The organism is Rhodococcus maanshanensis NBRC 100610 (assembly GCF_001894865.1).
Classification (GTDB): Bacteria; Actinomycetota; Actinomycetes; order Mycobacteriales; family Mycobacteriaceae; genus Rhodococcus_G; species Rhodococcus_G maanshanensis.
In genome coordinates, this window is sequence record NZ_BCXA01000013.1 from 81,308 (window position 1) to 99,185 (window position 17,878).

Sequence of the window (17,878 nt, forward strand, 5' to 3'; positions counted from 1 at the left end):
TATCACCAGATGCGGACGCGACGCTCGGGTTCGAGGTAGAGCGCGTCGCCGGGGGTGACGTCGAACGCCTCGTGGAAGCTGTCGAGATTGCGCACCACTGCGTTGCAGCGGAACTCCGGCGGTGAGTGCGGGTCGACGGCGAGGCGGCGGATGGCCTCCTCGTTCCTGGCCTTGGTCCGCCACACCTGCGCCCAGCCGAAGAAGACGCGCTGCAGACCCGTGAGCCCGTCGATGGCGGGAGAGTCCTTGCCGTCCAGTGCGATCCGGTACGCCTCGACCGCGATGGACAGGCCGCCGAGATCGCCGATGTTCTCGCCGATGGTGAACTCGCCGTTGACCTTGTGGCCCGGCAACGCCTTCGGCTCGAGCTCGTTGTACTGCTCGATCAGCGCCTTGGTGCGCTTGCCGAACTCGGTGCGGTCGCTGTCGGTCCACCAGTCGACCATGTTGCCGTCACCGTCGTACTTGGCACCCTGGTCGTCGAAGCCGTGCCCGATCTCGTGTCCGATGACCGCGCCGATCCCGCCGTAGTTCGCCGCGTCGTCCGCCGCGGCGTCGAAGAACGGCGGTTGCAGAATCGCTGCGGGGAAGACGATCTCGTTCATGCCCGGGTTGTAATAGGCGTTGACCGTCTGCGGGGTCATGAACCACTCGTCGCGATCGACCGGCCCGCCGAGCTTCGCCAGGTCGCGGTCGTGATCGGCGGCGTACCCGCGACGGTAGTTGCCGACCAGATCGTCCGCCGAGATCGACAGCCCGGAGTAGTCCCGCCACTTGTCGGGGTAGCCGATCTTGGGAGTGAACTTCTCCAGTTTGGCCAACGCCGCGCTCCGGGTGTCCGGGCTCATCCATTCCAGCTCGGAGATGTTGCGGCGGTACGCCTCCTGCAGGTTCGCGACCAGTTCCTGCATCCGGGCCTTGGCCTCGGCCGGGAAATGCCGCTCGACGTAGAGCTTGCCGACGGACTCGCCGAGCAGGTCCTGCACCAGGGAGACACCGCGCTTCCAACGTTCCCGGTTCTCCTCGGTACCGGACAGGGTGGTGCCGTAGAACGCGAAATCCTCCGCGACCAGGTCTGCGGTCAGGTACTGAGCCCGCGAGTGGATCACCTTCCATGCCGCCCACGCCCTCCAGTCGGCGAGCGGGCGCTGCGTCCAGAGCGCGGTCAGCGAGGTCAGGAAGCTGGGCTGGCGGACCACCAGCTCCGCGAAGGTCTCCGGCGAACCGCCGAGGCCGGACACCCAAGCGGCCCAATCGAATCCGGAATTCTCGGCGGACAGGTCGGCCAGGGTGACCAGGTTGTAGCTGAGCTCGGCGTCGCGCCTGCGCACCACGTCCCAGTGTCCCGCGGCGATCTGGGTCTCCAGGTCGAGGATCGTCTGGGCGTCGGTTGCGGGGTCGGGCCTGCCCGCGAGGGTGAGCATCTTCTGCACGTGCTCGAGGTAGGCCGCGCGGGTCTCGGCGTAGGAATCCTCGCGGTAGTAGGACTCGTCGGGCAGCCCGATCCCGGACTGGGTCAGGTGCACGAGATAGCGCGAGGAGTCCTTGGCGTCGGTGTCGACGTAGTTGCCGATCGCCCCGGAGACACCGGTGCGCTGCAGCTCGCCGAGCAGGCGCGCGAGCGCGGACAGGTCGCTCACCGCATCCACCGCGGCGAGCTCGCCCGCGATCGGCTCCAGCCCGGCCAGCTCGACGGCGTCGGCATCCATGAACGAGCTGTAGAGGTCGCCGATCCGCTGCGGATCGGTGCCCTCCGCGCCGCGGGTCTCCGCGGCCTCGGTGATGATCGCCCGCACGTCGACCTCGGCCTGGTCGTAGAGCGTGCGGAAGGCGCCGTCCACGGCTCGGTCGGCGGGGATCACGTAGTCGTCGAGCCATTTGCCGTTGACGTGGACGAACAGGTCGTCCTGCGCGCGGATGCCCTGGTCGAGGTGGGTGAGGTCGATTCCGGAAGCGGGCGTCGTCATGCCTCTATTTCTACCGCGACGCCGCCGACCGTGCGTGAGTTGTACCCCGGTAGGCGTGAAATGCGCGCACGGGCGGCGGAGCCGCGTCACACCCCGATGTTGATGGCGCCGACATATCCGTCGGCGGCCCTGACTGCCGTCACCATGCCGGACGCATCGAAGATGCCGTCGGTGGCGTTGTCGACGTTGTTCTCCCGCCCGGTGTGCTCGTTGTAGGGCGCCGACGCGTACACCTCGTCGATGAGCGCCTCCTCGAAGTAGAGCTGCGAGGTGAGCACGGTGGCCTTGTCCATGTGCACCTTGAGATGGATGTGTGTGGTGCGGCCCTGGTACCAGCCGGGGAAGATCGTGGTGAACCTCGCGATGCCGTCGGCGTCGGTGGTCTGTGCGCCGCGCAGGTAGGTGCCGTCGTCGGTGGTGGCCGACTCGGCGTCGCCGACGCTGTACGAACCGTCGGAGGTCTCGCCGGGTCCGGATGCTCCCGGCGCGCCCCCGCTGCCGCCGCCGGGAGGCGGGCCACCCGGACGCGGGCCGCCCGCAGGGGGCTGACCTCCGCCGTCCGCCGGCGGGGCGCCGTTGGCTCCCATGGACCCGGACTCGAAGCCCGAGTACACCCCGCCCGCGTCGCAGTGCCAGATCTCCACCACGGCGTTGGCGACTCCGCCTGCCGAGCCGTCGGGGGTGCACTTCTGCGGATCCTGCACCCGGATCGCCAGGTCGAGGGTGGCGCCGGGCCGGTCCTCACGCAGGTCGTTGCGGATCGAGTCGACGTCGAACCAGTACGGGCCCTGCGTCTCCTCGGTGGTCGTGACGCACTGGGGGGCCCTGGCGAGCAGGGCGGCCACATCGCTGCTCGCGGCGACCGCCGTGCCGGTGGTGGATGCGGTGGCGCTCGTCGCGGTCCCGCCGGAGCCGTTGCCCGCGCAGGCAGCGATCAGGCCGCTGAGCCCAACTGTCCCGCCCATGGCCAGCGCTCGCCGTCGGCTGACGCGGGCGCGGCTGCGCGCGATGTCCTCGTTCACGTTGATCTCCGCTCGGTGTGGATGGTTTTCACCATCGTCGACCTGGCGGCTGTGAGGACCCTGGCAGCGGGCTGCGAGGTGTCTGGGCGCCGGGCGCGATCAGCGCGGCGGGAGTGTGGTCGGGGCCTCGAGCGTCACCGAGAACTTGTCCTCGAGGTTGCTGCGGAACTCGTCCTCGCAACGCTGCTGGGCGGCCCGGTTGTTGCCGGCATCGGCCATGCACTCGGCGAAGTCCCTGCCCCCGAGCTTGTTGAACAGGCCGATCCCGACCACGACCAGCACGATCGAGATGGTCAGCCCGGCGAGGCCGAGCAGGATGCCCGCCAGGGAAACCCCGCCGTTGGTGGCCTGCCTCTTCTTGTACAGCGATCGGCCGACGAGGCCGACGATGATCGCGACGGCTCCGAGGAGGATGCCGCCGACGATGGTCCAGACGGTCAGCACCGAGAAGATGCCGAGGACGAGTGCGGTGATGCCCGCGCCGTTGCGGGGCTGCGCGGGCGGCTGGCCCGGATAGGGCTGCGCCGCATACGGCTGCCCGGGATATGGCTGACCCTGGTACTGCTGCCCGGGGTACGGCTGACCCTGGTACTGCTGCCCGGGGTACGGCTGACCTTGGTACTGCTGCCCGGGGTACGGCTGCCCTTGGTACGGCTGCTGACCGGGGTACTGGGGGCCTGCGTCCTGCGGAGGACCCGGGTACGGCGGCTGCTGGCCTTCCGGCTGCTGGTCTTCCGGCGGCGGGGTCCCCTCCGGCGGGTTCGGCGGCTGATTCGTCATCGTCTCTCCTCGGATTCACCCATGGGCACCGGAAAAGTCACGCCACCCGCAGAGTAGTCGCGTCGGAGGTTCGATAGACGGTATTGACGCGACCGCACTCAGCGCAGCTGGACGCTGCCGGCCGCCCGCGCGAGCAGGCGTCCCGAGGGATCGACGAGTCGCGACTCGATCAGGGCCAGCCGGCGTCCGGCCCGAAGCACCTCGGCCTCGGCTCGGATCGGTGGGCCGTCGGCCGCGGGGGAACGGACGAAGTCGATCCTCAGGTCGAGCGGCTCGTAGCCCTGGCCGGGCGCGGTGAGGGTCTGCGCGGCCAGGCCCATGACCAGGTCCGCAGCGGAGATCAGCACCCCGCCCTGAATGGACCCGAGCGGGTTGCTCATCCAGTCCCGCGGAGCGAACTCGCCGACCACCAGTCCCCGGGCGACCTCGGGTAGCCCCATGCCCAGCAGTCCGGCGAGCGGGCCACGCGCCAGCGCGCCCCCCGCGATGTCCTCCACGATCCCCAGCCCGGTGCGGTCGGCGAGCTCGGCGGCGCCCGCGACCGGTTCGGCGGCCTCGACGGGCAGGGCGTCGCCCCTGAGTACAGCCTCGGCGTTGGCTGCCTCTCGGGTGACCACCATCCCGCGGGACTGCAACGCCACGAGCACCTCGCCATCCGGTCCGCGCATGTCGCCGGTGGCAAGGCCGATGCCGGCCGCGCCGTCGATCCGGACCGCGTTGCCCGTTGCCTCGATGGTGCCGGTCGCGGGCAGCGGACCCGCCACAGCGGCCACCACCTGCGACAACACGACCTGGGTTCCCTCGGGCACCGCGTTGCCGATCGCGCGGCCGGGCACGTTGTCGGCCAGCACCCCGATCGATCCGAGGACCGTCCGGCCGCGATGGTCGTGGAACCGAGGGCCGACCTCCTGGCGGAGCCGGATCAGGCCGGGGGCGAGTTCGACGGACTGCACGCCCATCAGCTCGTTGAGCCGGTCGAGCCGCTGGTTCTCCGTGGTGGTCATGCCTCTTCTCTATCATCGGGGCCCGCACTGCCTACGGCGCGGTCCCGATCAGCGGCCGCCTCAGCCGCCGAGGCGGCTGTGCATCTCCCAGACCAGCACCTCGGCCGGGGCGTCGGCGGACAACCGCTGTCCCCCCGACGCGGTGAGCCGGACCGCGTCACCCTCGGACAGGATTCCGGCGCCCTCCAACGACACCTCGCCCTGGGCGACGAAAAGGTGCAGGTAGGGGGCCTCGGGGAGCTGTACCGAGCCGCCCGGCTGCAGTCGCGCGACATGCAGTGCCGCGCCCCGGTTCGCGATCGTGATGGCCGACTGGTTCCGGTGTGCGGGCATGCCGGAGGCGACCGGCACGAGTCCGCCGCGCATCAGCTCGTCGTCGATCTCGAGCTGCTCGTAGCCGGGGCTGATGCCCGGCTCGTCGGGCAGCACCCACATCTGGATGAATCGAACCGGCTCGGCATGCTCGTCGTGCTCGGATCCGGCCAGCCGCCAGGAGTCGTTCTTCTCCGAGTGCAGGATGCCGGTGCCCGCGCTCATCCGCTGGGCCAGGCCCGGGTAGATGACGCCGGAATGCCCGATCGAGTCCTGATGCACCAGCGATCCCCGCAGCACCCAGGTGACGATCTCCATGTCCCTGTGTGGATGGGTGTCGAAGCCCTGGCCCGGCATCACGATGTCGTCGTTGTTGACCATCAGTACGCCGTGATGGGTGTTGTCCGGGTCGTAGTGCTGCCCGAACGAGAAGGAGTGCTTCGAATCGAGCCAGGAGATCCGGGTCTTCATCCGATCGCCCGCGCGGTGGATGTCGACGTGCGGTGTGGTGGGTGCCGTCATGGGCGTCCTCCTTTGTGGTGCTTAGAGATTCCAGAGTACGAGGGCGTCAAGAACTCGGTGCACAGTTGTCGGCTCCGATGCGGGACCGTTGCACGACGGACCCGGTTCGGTGGCGCGCGAACCGGGCCGTCGGGCGCGTCCGCTCCTGACGAAAAGCGTTGCTGGCAAAGCGGATCCGAGCACATCCTCGTGGGCTCATCTGAGTGCGGCATGCATCTCCCAGATCAGCAGCTCCGTGGGTTCGGCCGCGGTGTATCGCTGGCCGCCGATCCCGCTGAGCCGCAAGGAATCACCCTGGTCGAGACGTCCGAATCCCTCGACCTCGCCGGATCCGCGCGCGACGAACACGTGAACGTACGGGGCGTCCGGCACTGTTACAGACTGTCCAGTTTGCAATCTGGCGGCGTGCAGCCCCGCGTGCCGGTTGTTCAGACCGATCGCGGCGTGATCGCGGTGCCGGGGCAGTCCCGATGCCACCGTGACCAACCGGCCACTGTCGAGTTCCGCGTCGATCGGTAGTTCCTGGTAGCTCGGCTCGATGCCGAACTCATCCGGCGGGATCCACATCTGCACCACGTGCACCGGCTCGGTGCCCCGGCTCCCGTCGACCCGCCAGCGGTCGTTGCGCTCGGAGTGCATGATGCCGCGGCCCGCGCTCATCCGCTGCGCGAGTCCGGGTGGGGGCACCTCCCTGCACGGAGTGCTTGGGGGAGGACCACCCCCGAGTGCCCCTCGGAGTCCTGGTGGACCAGGGATCCGCTGAGCACCCAGGTGACGATCTCCGCATCCCGGTGCTGATGCATGTCGAATCCGGATCCGACATCGACGACGTCCTCGTTGTTGACCACCAGCAGCCCGTGCGCGTTCGCGGCCAGGTCGAAGTTGCCCGCGAAGGGGAAGCTCTGCCTGGAGTCGAGCCAGCCGTAGTTCTGGTGCGCGCGGTCGGCCGCGCGTTGGACCGCCACCGTCGGCATCGCTACGCCAGGGTCTCGTGGGCGGCGGGGATCGAACCCAGCCGGCCTGCCTGGAAGTCCTCGAACGCCTGGATGACCTCCGCCTTGGTGTTCATCACGAACGGTCCCGCCATCGCGACGGGCTCGCGGATCGGCTTGCCGCCGAGGATGAAGACCTCGAGGGACTCGGTCCGGGAGTCCTGGGTGTCCGCGGCCGCGACGGTCAGCGTGTCGCCGCGACCGAACACGGTGGTCTGGCCCATCCGGACCGGCCTGCGCTCGGCGCCGACCGTGCCCTCGCCCGCGAGGACGTACGCGAGCGCGTTGAACTCGGGGTTCCACGGCAGGGTCAGTCGGGCCCCCGGCGCGATGGTCGCGTGCACCAGGCTGATCGGGGTGTAGGTGGAGCCGGGGCCCTGGTGGCCGTCGACCTCGCCCGCGATGACGCGGACAAGGGCGCCGCCGTCCGGCGAGGACAGCAGCGCGACCTTGTTGCCGGTGATGTCCTGGTAGCGGGGAGCCGCCATCTTGTTGTCGCGAGGCAGGTTCACCCACAGCTGGACGCCGTGGAACAGGCCCCCGCTGACCACGAGGTGTTCGGGCGGGGTCTCGATGTGCAGGATGCCGCCGCCCGCGGTCATCCACTGGGTGTCGCCGCCGCCGATCGTGCCGCCACCACCGTTGGAGTCCTGGTGCTCCATGATCCCGTCGATCATGTAGGTGACTGTCTCGAAGCCGCGGTGCGGATGCCACGGGGTGCCCTTGGGCTCGCCCGGCGCGTAGTCCACCTCACCCATCTGGTCCATGTGGATGAACGGGTCGAGGTGCTTCATGTCGACGCCCGCGAACGCGCGGCGCACCGGGAAGCCCTCGCCCTCGTAGCCGACGGGGGCGGTGGTCACGGCCAGCACCGGCCGCGGCGCGGAGTCGGGCGCGGTCTCGGTGATGCGCGGCAGGGCGAGGATGTTGTCGACGGTCACGGCGGGCATGGAACGCTCCTCCGGGTCAGTTAGTTGATTGTTCAACTAGTGCATCTGACTCAACACCCGCGGGGCGGAGGTATTCCCGACGCGGGAGCCGGTCAGGACCGTCGGGTCGGCCGGACGGCGAACACCGGGAACCGGCCGTCCTCGGCGGTGGGCCGGAACTCGACGCGGACGTCCAAATCGGTGCCCGCCGGGACCTCTCCGTCGATCCACGTGTAGATCCGCGGGCCGTCGTCGAGCTCGACGATCCCGACGGCCGCGGGGGCGGAGCCGTCGCACGCCTCGTCCGGCCGACGGTCGGCCACCTTCCACGACACGATCGACCCGGCGCCGGAGGACGGCACCGCGCGGAGTTCGGAGCCCCGGCAGGAGGGGCAGGACGCCGTCAGTGGCGCGAGCAGCGTGGCGCAGCGCGTGCAGCGATTGATCATCAGCCGCGCCGGGTGCGCTGGCGCGGTCATGCCGCGACCCTCTGCGGCCATGCGAGCACGGTCCGCATGGCGTGCCCGAAGCCGTGTGGGTCGCCGACCGGCCATTCGTGGGAGCCGGCGACCGTGAACACCGGCGGACGACGAAGCGCCGTACGCAGCGACTCGAGGCCTGCTCGCGGGATCACCTGATCGCCGCGGGCCCAGAGCAGGGTCACCGGGAGGCCGCGGTCCGCCAGGCGGTCGAGCTGGCGGGTCTGGTCGCCGCCGGTGGTGGCGCGCCATTCGTGCGGCAGTCCCGCCCGGGGGCCGACGGCTCCGCCGATCGAGTTGACGAGAACGAGCCGGGCGACGTGGTCGGGGAGGTCGTGGGCGGCCTGGATGGCGACGCCGCCGCCGAAGGAGTGTCCGACGAGGGTGACCGGCTCCGTGGCGCCGACGGAGTCGATGAACCGCCCCAGCCACCGCGCGTAGCCGGCGGGATGTCGCTCACCACGAGGCAGCTCGGCCGTCCCGCCGAACCCGGGGAGCGAGGGCGCGAGCACCCGCGCGCCGTTGCGGGCGAGCCGCACCAGAGACCGTCGATACGTGCGATGGCTCGAGCCCCATCCGTGCAGGAACACCAGCGGCGGTCCCTCGCCCGCGACACCGTAGGCGATGGCACGCCCGTCGAGTTGCGACTCCAGCGAGGTCAGCGTGGGGTGCGGATCGGGATGGAGGATGTTCGCGGATGGGTGCTGATGGTGCGTCATCGGAACCTCGACATGCTCGGCAGTGGTGTGGGTCACACTGTTCCCTCGTGCTGCCCGCGTGACGACGGTGGAACCACCCGGATACCTACCTGTTTCTTGCGGGGCGGCGGGGCGACGCGAAACCCGACGGCGTCCGGTGGTGATCGGCCATAGTGGAGTGCGTGGCCGCCAACCGAAACCTCATCGTCGCGTCGGCCCTGGTGGTGTCCGCCCTCGGCCTGCTCTCCGCGGGCTGTGCAGACGGGTCCGACGCGCAGGCGGGGACCGGCGCTCCCCCCGGGATCAGCACTCAGGCCACCGGGAAGGTCAGCGGGACGCCCGACACCCTGACGGTGGTGCTCGGGGTGCAGACGCAGGCGCGGGACGCGGCAGGCGCGCTGGCGGACAACGCGGACAAGGCGAACGCCCTCATCGACACCCTGAAGGAGAAGGGGGTGCGGGCGGAGGACATCCAGACCAGCGGGCTGTCCGTGCAGCCGACGTACGACCCGAACTCCGCGGCGATCACCGGCTATCAGGTGACGAACCAGGTGACGGCGACCGTGCACGACGTGAGTGCGGCCGGCGGGCTGATCGACGCCGCCGCGGCCGCGGCGGGCGATGCCGCCCGGGTCCAGCAGACGTCCTTCTCCATCGCCGACGACAGCGACCTGCGCGCGCAGGCCAGGGCAGACGCGGTGCGACAGGCGCAGGCGCAGGCGCGGCAGATCGCGGAGGCCGCCGGGGTCGGTCTCGGCGAGGTCCGCTCGATCACCGAGGTGCCCGCCACCGGGCCGACGCCCTTCCCCGGCGGCGCGCTCGACCGGGCCCCCTCGACGCCGATCGAACCGGGCAGTCAGGAGCTGACCGTGTCGGTCGCGGTCGTCTACGACATCGGTTGAGCACGCACGCTCTTTTCCTCACAGTCTTCTCACATTCGCGCCACCCTGATGCCAGAGATTGCCCGTACCCTCCGGCCTATGGTTGCCGCACATGCGAGTTCGAGACGTGGGCCGTGGGTGATCGCCGCGGTGACGGCGCTCCTCGCCGCCGTCGTCGGGGTCTACTTCCTGCTCGCCCCTGAGGGGGAATCGACGAGAACCGTCGCGATCGTCAACGAGGACGCGGGCGCGGTGGTCGACGGCAAGCCGATGAATGCGGGGGACCAGGTCGTCGCGGCGCTGCAGGAATCGGGCGACTTCGAATGGGCGACGGTATCGGCCGATGAGGGGTCGGCCGATGCGTACCTGGCTTCCGTCACCATCCCGGCGGACTTCTCCGACGCGGTGAACTCGCTCTCCACCAACGCGCCCCGGCAGGCGGAACTCGCGGTGCACTACAACGGTGACGGCTCGCCCGCGGACACGGAGTCGATGTCGGCGTTGATGGCGACCGTCTCGGATCAGACCGGGGCGCAGGGCATCAAGGACGTCCTGGCCGGGATCGCCTCGGCGCGGGCCCAGTTGCAGCAGACGCTCCTGCCGTCCCAGCTGCTGACGGCCGCGACAACCGCCGCGGACAAGCAGGTTCAGGAGCTGCTCGGTCAGGCCGACCAGGTGTTGCCGCTCCTGGCCACGGCGAACGACGGCGCCAACCAGCTCGTCGACGTCGCCGGACAGGTCTCGTCGATGGTGGACGGCGCGGTTGGCCCCGCGACCGAGGTGTCCGGTCGGCTGACCGAGCTCGGCGTCACCCTCGGCGACGTCACCCGCTCCACCGAGCAGCTGCAAGGCGGTCTCGATGCCGCGGCCGCGGCCCTGCGTGCCACCGGGCTCCAGCCCGAGATGGTGCGGACGCTGGAGCAGACCAAGACCGATCTCGCGCTGGTGTCCGGTCAGCTCACGGCGATCACCGGGCTGCTGAGCGCCGACGCCGGGCCCGACACCGACCTGGGCGGCGCGCTGCGCAGCGGGCTCGGTCAGCTGCAGGACGTGTCCGCGCAGCTGACCGATGCCGGTAACCAGCTCCAGGCCGGGATCGGCCCCATCGCGGAGCAGGCGCCCGCGCTGCTGGGCACCACCAAGGACCAGATCCTCACCGGCGTCAGCCAGCTCAAGTCCGTTTCGACGCAGATCGGGGAGCAGCTGACGAAGGGGGTCAACGCGATTCCCGCCCGCAATGCCGCGCAGCAGGATCGGATCTCGACCGTGCTCAGCGCGCCGGTCGCGGTGGTCCAGACCGGCGGATCCGACGGCGGAGTCGAGCTGTTCACCGCAAGGAACCTCGCGATCCTGTTCGCGGCGACGACGGCCGCGCTCGCGGGCGCGCTGGTGTGGTCGCTGCGGCGGCGCCCGTCGGGTCCGACGGGCTGACGGGCGTGGCTCAGTTCTGCTGATCCCAGCGGGCGGGATCGGATTCGAGAGCGGACCGGTCCCAGGTCCCCAGCGAGGCGGCGGCCTCGTAGGTGCTCTGCAGGAACTCCATCAGCGCGGCGTCCGGGTCGGCCGCGGTGCGCACGGCCTCGTACGGCAGCACGAACTCGCCGAGCTCGGCGCTGTAGTGCGCCTGCGCGGGGCCGACGGGCCGGTCGGCGAAACCCTCCGGCGCCGGATAGGCGTAGGAGTAGAAGCCCCCCTCCTCGCCGCCGCCCGGCCAGAATCCGCAGCTGCTCAGCTCGCGCGAATAGCCCTCGACCATCACCCAGTCCGCGCAGTTCGGGGCCCCGCCCGGGTGGACGGGGGCGCCGCGCCCCGAGAACCGGGTGCAGGCCAGATCCATCGCGCCCCAGAAGAAGTGCACGGGTGAGCACTTGCCGACGAAGTGCGAGCGGAACCGGGTCAGCACCAGGTCGGCCTGGACCAGCTGGCGCCAGAACAGGTTCGCGGCCGCGGCGTCGTACGAGGCGTGCACCTCGTCCTCCGCGAACGGGATCGCCGTCACGACCTCGTTGGGGCTGGCCTGGATCCGCACCTCGACGCCCAGTTCCCCGAGCGCTGTGACGGTCTGGGCGTAGAACTCGGCCACCGACTTCGGTTCGAGTGAGATCCGGCGGGCGCCGCCGTCGCTGGTGCGCATGCGCAGCTCGTGGTCACAGAAGTCGAATTCGATCTCCAGGATCCGGGAGCCGCACGGGATGGCCGAGGTGGTCAGCCCCCTGGCGGTGACGTACAGCGTCACCTGCCACCAGTGGTTGAGCAGCGGCGCGTGCTGTAGCCGGATCTTCCCGATGATCTGCAGCCACATGTGCAGTGTGTCTCGGGTGTCGGTCCATTCGTCGAGGCGCAGCGCGGGCCACGCGCCGGTCGCCGTCGTCTCGGTCATCGTGTCTCCCTCGGTGAATGCTCCCCGGAATCGTCGATGCCCATCCGAGTCTGCCACCTAGACTCGGATCCGTGGCCCACACCGAATCCTCGTTCACCGGCAAATACGGCACCCGGATCGACTACGACGTCTGGACACCGGACGGCGAGCCGAGCGGGGTGCTGGTGCTCGCGCACGGCTTCGGCGAGCACGCCCGCCGTTACGACCACGTCGTCGAGCGCCTGCTGGGGTTGGGCCTGGTGGTGTACGCGCCCGACCATCGCGGTCACGGTCGCTCGGGCGGCAAGCGCGTCGAGCTCAAGGACTGGTCGGACTTCACCGACGATCTAAGGAGGCTGTTCGGGATCGCGGCCGCCGAGCATCCCGGGCTCGACCGGTACCTCCTCGGCCACAGCATGGGTGGCGCGATCGCGCTGTCCTACGCGCTCGATCACCCCGGCGACCTGGCCGGACTGATCCTGTCCGCCCCGGCGGTGGACGTGACGACCGGGGTGCCCCGTGTGGTGGTCGAGGTGGGCAAGGTCCTCGGCCGGTTCGCGCCCCGGGTTCCCGTCGAGTCGCTGGACGCGAATCTGGTCTCCCGCGATCCGGCGGTGGTGGCCGCCTACAACTCCGACCCGCTGGTGCACCACGGCAAGGTTCCCGCCGGTATCGCGCGCGGGATGATCGTCAACGCCGAGTCGCTGCCCGACCGGCTGCCGACGCTGCAGGTTCCGTTGCTGCTGCTGCACGGCAGCGAGGACGGGCTGGCGAACGTCAACGGCAGCCGGATGATCGCCGACATCGCGGGCTCCCAGGACCTGACGTACACCGAGTACGACGGCCTCTTTCACGAGGTGTTCAACGAGCCGGAGCGCGAGCAGGTGCTCGACGACGTGGTCGAGTGGTTGGAGCCGCGCCTCAAGGGATGAGAGCCGTGGTCACCGGCGCAGGGGCACTCCCGAGTCGGATGCCAGGTACCCCACCCTGCGCTGCACGGCCGCGATCTCGCGTACGCCGTCGCCCAGCAGGCTCCGGTTCAGCGGAGACAACTCCGGCATGGTGACGACGTCACCAGGCGGGACACCCGCGCCGATCTGATCCACCTGGTGGGTCAACCGCAGCCGCTGGAGCAGCGTGAACACCTCGGTGAGGATCGTCGTATCCCGTTCTGTGAGTAGACCGTTCCCCGCCGCCGCCCGCAACCGACCCGGCGTCGAGGCGACGGTGGCCCCGACCGTCATGCCACCCCATCGGGCGAGGTTGACGATCGGCGCCAGCGCGTGAGCCTTGAGGTCGAAGGTGCCCGCGCGTCGCGACAGCACGTCCCGTAGCGACCGGGTGCGTGCGCGTCCGGCCAACGCATCACGCAACTGCAGGCGCAGCGCATCGGGATGGTCGGTCCGGATGTTCCGGTAAGCCGTCGGGATGGTGTGCAGCGACCGCTCACCCCACACCACGCGTCCGTCCAGAAGCAGCGAGGACATGACGAGCCCGCGGTCCTGCAGCGGATCGTCCAACCACTGTGCCGCGGCGCGGCGCCAGCCGGCGACCGATCGCGCGAACCTCGCTGTGCTCGCGACCGCGCCGTTCGTGTCGGCGGGAAGGCCGCAGTCGTCGAGAGTGGCGTGTACGGTCGCCGCCATCCCCGTCAGACGTCCCGACTCGGGAGACAACTCCGGCACCCAGGACAGCGCGCTCTCGATATCGGAGGACGGCATCGCCTCGCGGCGCGCGATGCTGCCCAGCGAGAGCCAGGCGAATCCCGTCCGCGGCAGGGCCTCGTCCTCCGCCAACGCGAACTCCACGGCGCGTCGAACGACGCTGTCGATGACCACCGAGAGGATCCCGCTGGTTGCCGATGCCTCGGTGCCGCCGCGGAACAGGTCGACCACCAGATCGGGGATCCCGGAGCAGACTTCCTGCAGCGCAGCGGGGCTCGGGGAAAGCGCGATCGATCGGCGCAGCACAAAACTCTTGCGGGTGGCCGCGGCGAGCAGGTCCGCCTCCTCGAGGACGCCCAACACCGCGCCACGGATCGTGAGCACCGGCATGTGCCGGAGGCCGCTCTCGAGCATGTCCATCAACACGGTGGCGGTCGACCTGTCCTCGGTGACGGTCTGGGCAGGTGCGCTCATCACCTCCGCCACCGGGGTGGTCAGGTCCACCCCGGCCGCCACCACCCTGGTCCTCAGGTCCCGGTCCGTGAAGATCCCGAGGTCGCCGCCCGGCAGCGGGATCAGGATGTACGAGCTGCGGCGTTCGCTCATGTATCGGACGGCGTCACGCACGGATGTCCCCGGCGCGGTGAGCACCGGTTCACCCCGCACCAGATCGCCAACGGCGCGTCGGGACGGGATCTGCTCGACCGGTACCGGGGACGTGCCGGTGGCCTTCGCCGCAGCCTCCGCGAGAAAGGCCAGACCGGCGGGCCGGGCGAACAGTGGCCGCACGAGTTCCCCAGGCAATCGACACACCGTGGTGGGTTGGCTCGCCCTCGCGGTGAAATCGATGTCGGACCCGGTCAGCAGCGCCGAGTAGCCGAACACGCCACCCGGGTAGACGGTGTCCATGGGGACACCGGTGATCCCGTCGTCGGGCGGGTGCAGGAGCGTGACCTGTCCGCTCCGCACCACCCAGATCACATCGGCCGGACGCTGCATGGAGTCGAGAATCACGGCGCCCGTTGGGTATTCGTCCAGGACCGCCGCGTCTGCCAACTCGGTGAGCTCACCAGGCGTCAGGTACTGGAACGGTGGGTGCTTCGAGAGGAAGGTCGCGGTGTCGAGCTCGAGGTCCACGCCGTCACCTTGGGGGTTTGCGAATGAGATCCGCGCACTTCTCCGCCATGGTCATGACCGTGATGTTCGGGTTGACGGACGGCAGTTTCGGCATCGCCGACGCGTCGACCACCCGCAGGCGCTGCACGCCCTTCACCCGCAGCTGCGGATCCAGCACGGCGAGCGGGTCCTCGATCGACCCCATCCGCGCGGTTCCCGCGGGGTGGTAGACGGTGTTGTGCGTCTTGTGCACGTAGTCGAGCAGTTCCTCGTCGCTGACCGCCGCCGGTCCGGGCGCCAGTTCCCGTGCCACCCAGCCTCGCAGGGGTTCGTGCTCGGCGATGGTGCGCGCCAACCGGATACCCGCCAGCATCACCGTCTCGTCGTGGCCCTCGGGATCGGTGAAATATCGCGGATCCACCCTCGGCCGGTCCCGGAAGTCGCGGGAACGGAGCCGCACCGTGCCGCGGGATCGTCCCTGCGTCACGTTCGGCGTCAGACAGAATCCGTTGTCGGTGGTGGGATATCCCCACCGCAGCGTGTTCATGTCGAAGGGCACGCTGCCGTAGTGCATCATCAGGTCCGGCTGCGTCAGTCCGGGGACCGTGGTGGCGAAGAGGCCGATTTCCCACCACTGCGACGACGTCGTCACCATGGGCCTTGACGCCTCCCAGAACACCAGGCCCTCGACGTGGTCATCGAGGTTGCCGCCCACCCCGGGCGAGTCGACCCGCACGTCGATCCCGGTCTCCCTTAGGTGCACGGAGGGCCCGATTCCCGAGAGCATCAGCAGCTTCGGTGTATCGATCGCACCCGCAGTGACGATCACCTCGCGGCGGGCGGTGGCGGTGTCATAGCCCGTGAGATCCGGACGTTGGTAGCGCACCCCGGTGGCCGTCAGAGTGTCATCGATCAGCAGTTCGCTGACCCAGCAGTTCGTCCTGACCTCGAGATTCTTCCGCGTCCCCAGGATGGGGTGGAGGTAGGCGTGCGAGCTCGACATGCGATCGCCGTTCTCGGCGGCATTGATCTGGAACCAACCAGCACCGTTGAGTATCGTTGCACCCCTGTTGAATTGGACGGTGGGCAGTCCGGCCTCGGCGGCCGACGCCAGCACCGCGACGCCGCACGGATCATTCGGTGGGACGTCGCGTAGCCGCACCGGTCCGCTGTGGCCGTGCTGCCCGCCGGGGGCATCGTTGTTCTCCACCCGCGCCACGTAGGGCAATGTGTCCCTGGCGCCCCATCCGGTGGCGCCCATCGCCTCCCACTCGTCGAGGCACTCCGCCGGTGGCCAGAACGCGATGCACGAATTGTGTGACGAGCACCCGCCGAGGACTCGGGCCCTGGCGTGGCGCATGAAGCTGTTGCCCTTCTCCTGCGGCTCGACCGGGTAGTCCCAGTCGTACCCGGAGTCGAGAAGGTGCATCCACTGCGAGAGCTCGAGGATGTTGCGGTCATCCACATCCGACGGGCCGGCCTCGACGAGGCAGACCGTGACGGATGGATCCTCGCTGAGCCTGGCGGCGAGCACGCATCCCGCGGTGCCTCCACCCGCGATCACATAGTCGAAGACCGTGTCCGTCACGATGGTTCGCCCTCCGGTGCCGCGGTGCGCGAGGTGGCCGCGTGTGAGGCAAGGGTGCCGAGGTGGTGTCGTCCCTTGATGGCGTACCAGAGCAGGCCGAGGCACAGGATTGCGCCGATGTAGACGAAGGCGCCCCAGGTGTTGTACCAGGGCGTCCCGTACACCTCGGGGCGCGGCCAGGCGAGGTTCAGGGCCATTCCCACGCCCCAGACCACGGCGAGGATGTTCACGGGCAGGCCCCACCTGCCCATGGTGAAGTAGCCACCCTCCCGCAGATCCGGCGGCGGCCACTCACCCTTCAGCCGCTTCTTCAGCAGCGGTCCGGTGACCATCAGATAGGCGAGGTAGATCATGATGATGGCGATCGAGGTCAGCACGGTGAAGATCTGTGGTTGACCGATGTTCACCACGAGGATCAGGGCCGCGAGCACGCCGATCGCGATCGCGGGGACCACGGGCGTCTGGTGCTTGGGATGCACCCGGGCCAGCTTCTCCCCGAACGGCAGCGCGTTGTCGCGGGCCATGGCGAAGGTCAGGCGGATCGCGGCGGCGTGCACGGCGAGGGAGCACACGGTTATCGCGATCACGATGCAGATGAGGAATATCGTGCCGAGCGGTCCCCACATCACCTGCTCGACGATGTACTGGAGGCTGCCCTCGGGGCTGCCGAGCAGCGGATCGTCGAGATCGGGCGCCGCCATGACGGCGAACACCAGGATCGCCCCACCGATGACGAACGAAGCCAGGATCGCGCGGAAGATCGCCTTTGGCGCGGTCCGGCGCGGTTCGACGGTCTCCTCGCCGAGGGAACTCGCGGTGTCGAAGCCGTACATCACGTAGCCGGACGCCAGGGAGGCGACGAGGAAGGCCCCGAGATATCCGCCGCTCTCGCCCGCGCCGTAGCCGTGGGTGGAGAAGAACACCTCCGGACCTCTGGTGATGTTCGCCGCCAGGATCACGGCGATGAGGACGGCGGCGATCAGCTCGATGAAGACGCCCGCGCTGTTGATCATCGCCATCAACCTGACGCCGTAGGCGTTGACGAAGGTGGTGAACGCGATCATGACGGTGCCGAGAATGACCGCGTTCGTGGCGAAGTCGTACTCACCGCTGCCGTCGCCGACGATCTGGAAGCCGCTCCATATCCTCGGCAGGTTGAGCTGCAACGCGAGGACCACGGCCGAGAGCGTCACGATCGAGGCGGTGAGCATCAGCCAGCCGGACGTCCATCCCACGATCCGGCTGCCCAAGATCTTCGCCCAGTTGTACACGGAACCCGCCACCGGGTACTTGGCAGCCAGTTCCATGAAGCACAGCGCGACGGCCAGCTGGCCGATGAAAACCATCGGCCACGACCACAGATACGCGGGTCCCGCGTTTCCGAACCCGAAATAGAACAGTTGGAAGGTGCCGGTGAGGATGGAGATGTAGCTGACCCCGGCGGCGAAGCTGGCGAATTTGCCGAGGCTTCGGTCCAGGGACTCCTTGTATCCGAAGTCGCCGAGGCCGCTGTCGCCTGCCGCGATCTCGCGCTGAGTGGTCATGTCCGTGCGCCCTCCCCGGGT

The 17,878-nt window shown here is 69.5% G+C and carries 15 protein-coding genes and 1 pseudogene; 3 read left to right on the plus strand and 13 right to left on the minus strand.

Going from position 1 to position 17,878, the window contains the following annotated elements; genetic code table 11:
- Nucleotides 1-2: 2 nt before the first annotated feature.
- The 9 genes and pseudogenes from RM1_RS07410 to RM1_RS07450 form a co-directional block, all read right to left on the minus strand.
- Nucleotides 3-1,967 (minus strand): M13 family metallopeptidase, encoded by a 1,965-nt coding sequence (locus tag RM1_RS07410; RefSeq protein WP_072750689.1) that lies wholly within the window; start codon nt 1,965-1,967, stop codon nt 3-5.
- Between the two features lie 86 nt (nt 1,968-2,053).
- Nucleotides 2,054-2,989, minus strand: coding sequence for a peptidase associated/transthyretin-like domain-containing protein (locus tag RM1_RS07415; protein WP_072750690.1), 936 nt, complete (start codon nt 2,987-2,989; stop codon nt 2,054-2,056).
- A gap of 99 nt (nt 2,990-3,088) precedes the next feature.
- Entirely contained in the window at nt 3,089-3,769 is a 681-nt protein-coding gene (locus tag RM1_RS07420; protein WP_083576585.1) for a DUF4190 domain-containing protein, read from the minus strand.
- A gap of 98 nt (nt 3,770-3,867) precedes the next feature.
- Complete coding sequence (locus RM1_RS07425) at nt 3,868-4,773, minus strand: PaaI family thioesterase (RefSeq protein ID WP_072750691.1); 906 nt, start codon at nt 4,771-4,773, stop codon at nt 3,868-3,870.
- 60 nt (nt 4,774-4,833) lie between these two features.
- Nucleotides 4,834-5,607, minus strand: a complete 774-nt coding sequence (locus RM1_RS07430) for a pirin family protein (RefSeq protein ID WP_027502627.1) — start codon at nt 5,605-5,607, stop codon at nt 4,834-4,836.
- Between the two features lie 195 nt (nt 5,608-5,802).
- Nucleotides 5,803-6,581 (minus strand): annotated as a pseudogene (locus RM1_RS07435) (pirin family protein).
- Nucleotides 6,582-6,583: 2 nt separating this feature from the next.
- Nucleotides 6,584-7,549: a pirin family protein gene (locus RM1_RS07440; protein ID WP_072750692.1), complete on the minus strand. Its 966-nt coding sequence runs from the start codon at nt 7,547-7,549 to the stop codon at nt 6,584-6,586.
- A gap of 92 nt (nt 7,550-7,641) precedes the next feature.
- Nucleotides 7,642-8,007: a Zn-ribbon domain-containing OB-fold protein gene (locus RM1_RS07445; RefSeq protein ID WP_245816120.1), complete on the minus strand. Its 366-nt coding sequence runs from the start codon at nt 8,005-8,007 to the stop codon at nt 7,642-7,644.
- Nucleotides 8,004-8,762, minus strand: coding sequence for an alpha/beta fold hydrolase (locus RM1_RS07450; protein WP_245816122.1), 759 nt, complete (start codon nt 8,760-8,762; stop codon nt 8,004-8,006). Before RM1_RS07450 ends, RM1_RS07445 begins: the two co-directional genes overlap by 4 nt.
- Nucleotides 8,763-8,887: 125 nt before the next feature.
- Here RM1_RS07450 and RM1_RS07455 point away from each other — a divergent pair, with 125 nt between their 5' ends.
- Complete coding sequence (locus tag RM1_RS07455) at nt 8,888-9,607, plus strand: SIMPL domain-containing protein (protein WP_245816124.1); 720 nt, start codon at nt 8,888-8,890, stop codon at nt 9,605-9,607.
- Between the two features lie 78 nt (nt 9,608-9,685).
- A complete protein-coding gene (locus RM1_RS07460) occupies nt 9,686-11,017 on the plus strand; it encodes a YhgE/Pip domain-containing protein (RefSeq protein WP_143069474.1) in 1,332 nt (443 codons plus the stop codon).
- A gap of 10 nt (nt 11,018-11,027) precedes the next feature.
- Here RM1_RS07460 and RM1_RS07465 read toward each other — a convergent pair whose 3' ends face one another.
- Nucleotides 11,028-11,966, minus strand: coding sequence for a DUF5996 family protein (locus RM1_RS07465; RefSeq protein ID WP_072750695.1), 939 nt, complete (start codon nt 11,964-11,966; stop codon nt 11,028-11,030).
- 71 nt (nt 11,967-12,037) lie between these two features.
- Between RM1_RS07465 and RM1_RS07470 the strand changes: the two genes are divergently transcribed.
- Nucleotides 12,038-12,877, plus strand: coding sequence for an alpha/beta hydrolase (locus tag RM1_RS07470; protein WP_072750696.1), 840 nt, complete (start codon nt 12,038-12,040; stop codon nt 12,875-12,877).
- Between the two features lie 9 nt (nt 12,878-12,886).
- Here the strand turns inward: RM1_RS07470 and RM1_RS07475 are convergent, their stop codons facing one another.
- From RM1_RS07475 to RM1_RS07485, 3 genes are read right to left on the minus strand one after another with little or no spacing between them, the layout of a single operon-like run.
- The gene (locus tag RM1_RS07475) at nt 12,887-14,746 is read right to left on the minus strand and encodes a putative nucleotidyltransferase substrate binding domain-containing protein (protein WP_072750697.1); all 1,860 of its coding nucleotides are present in this window, start codon (nt 14,744-14,746) and stop codon (nt 12,887-12,889) included.
- Between the two features lie 4 nt (nt 14,747-14,750).
- A complete protein-coding gene (locus RM1_RS07480; RefSeq protein ID WP_072750698.1) occupies nt 14,751-16,313 on the minus strand; it encodes a GMC family oxidoreductase in 1,563 nt (520 codons plus the stop codon).
- Nucleotides 16,310-17,857, minus strand: coding sequence for an APC family permease (locus tag RM1_RS07485; RefSeq protein WP_072750699.1), 1,548 nt, complete (start codon nt 17,855-17,857; stop codon nt 16,310-16,312). The genes RM1_RS07480 and RM1_RS07485 overlap by 4 nt, the downstream gene beginning before the upstream one ends.
- Nucleotides 17,858-17,878: the final 21 nt, after the last annotated feature.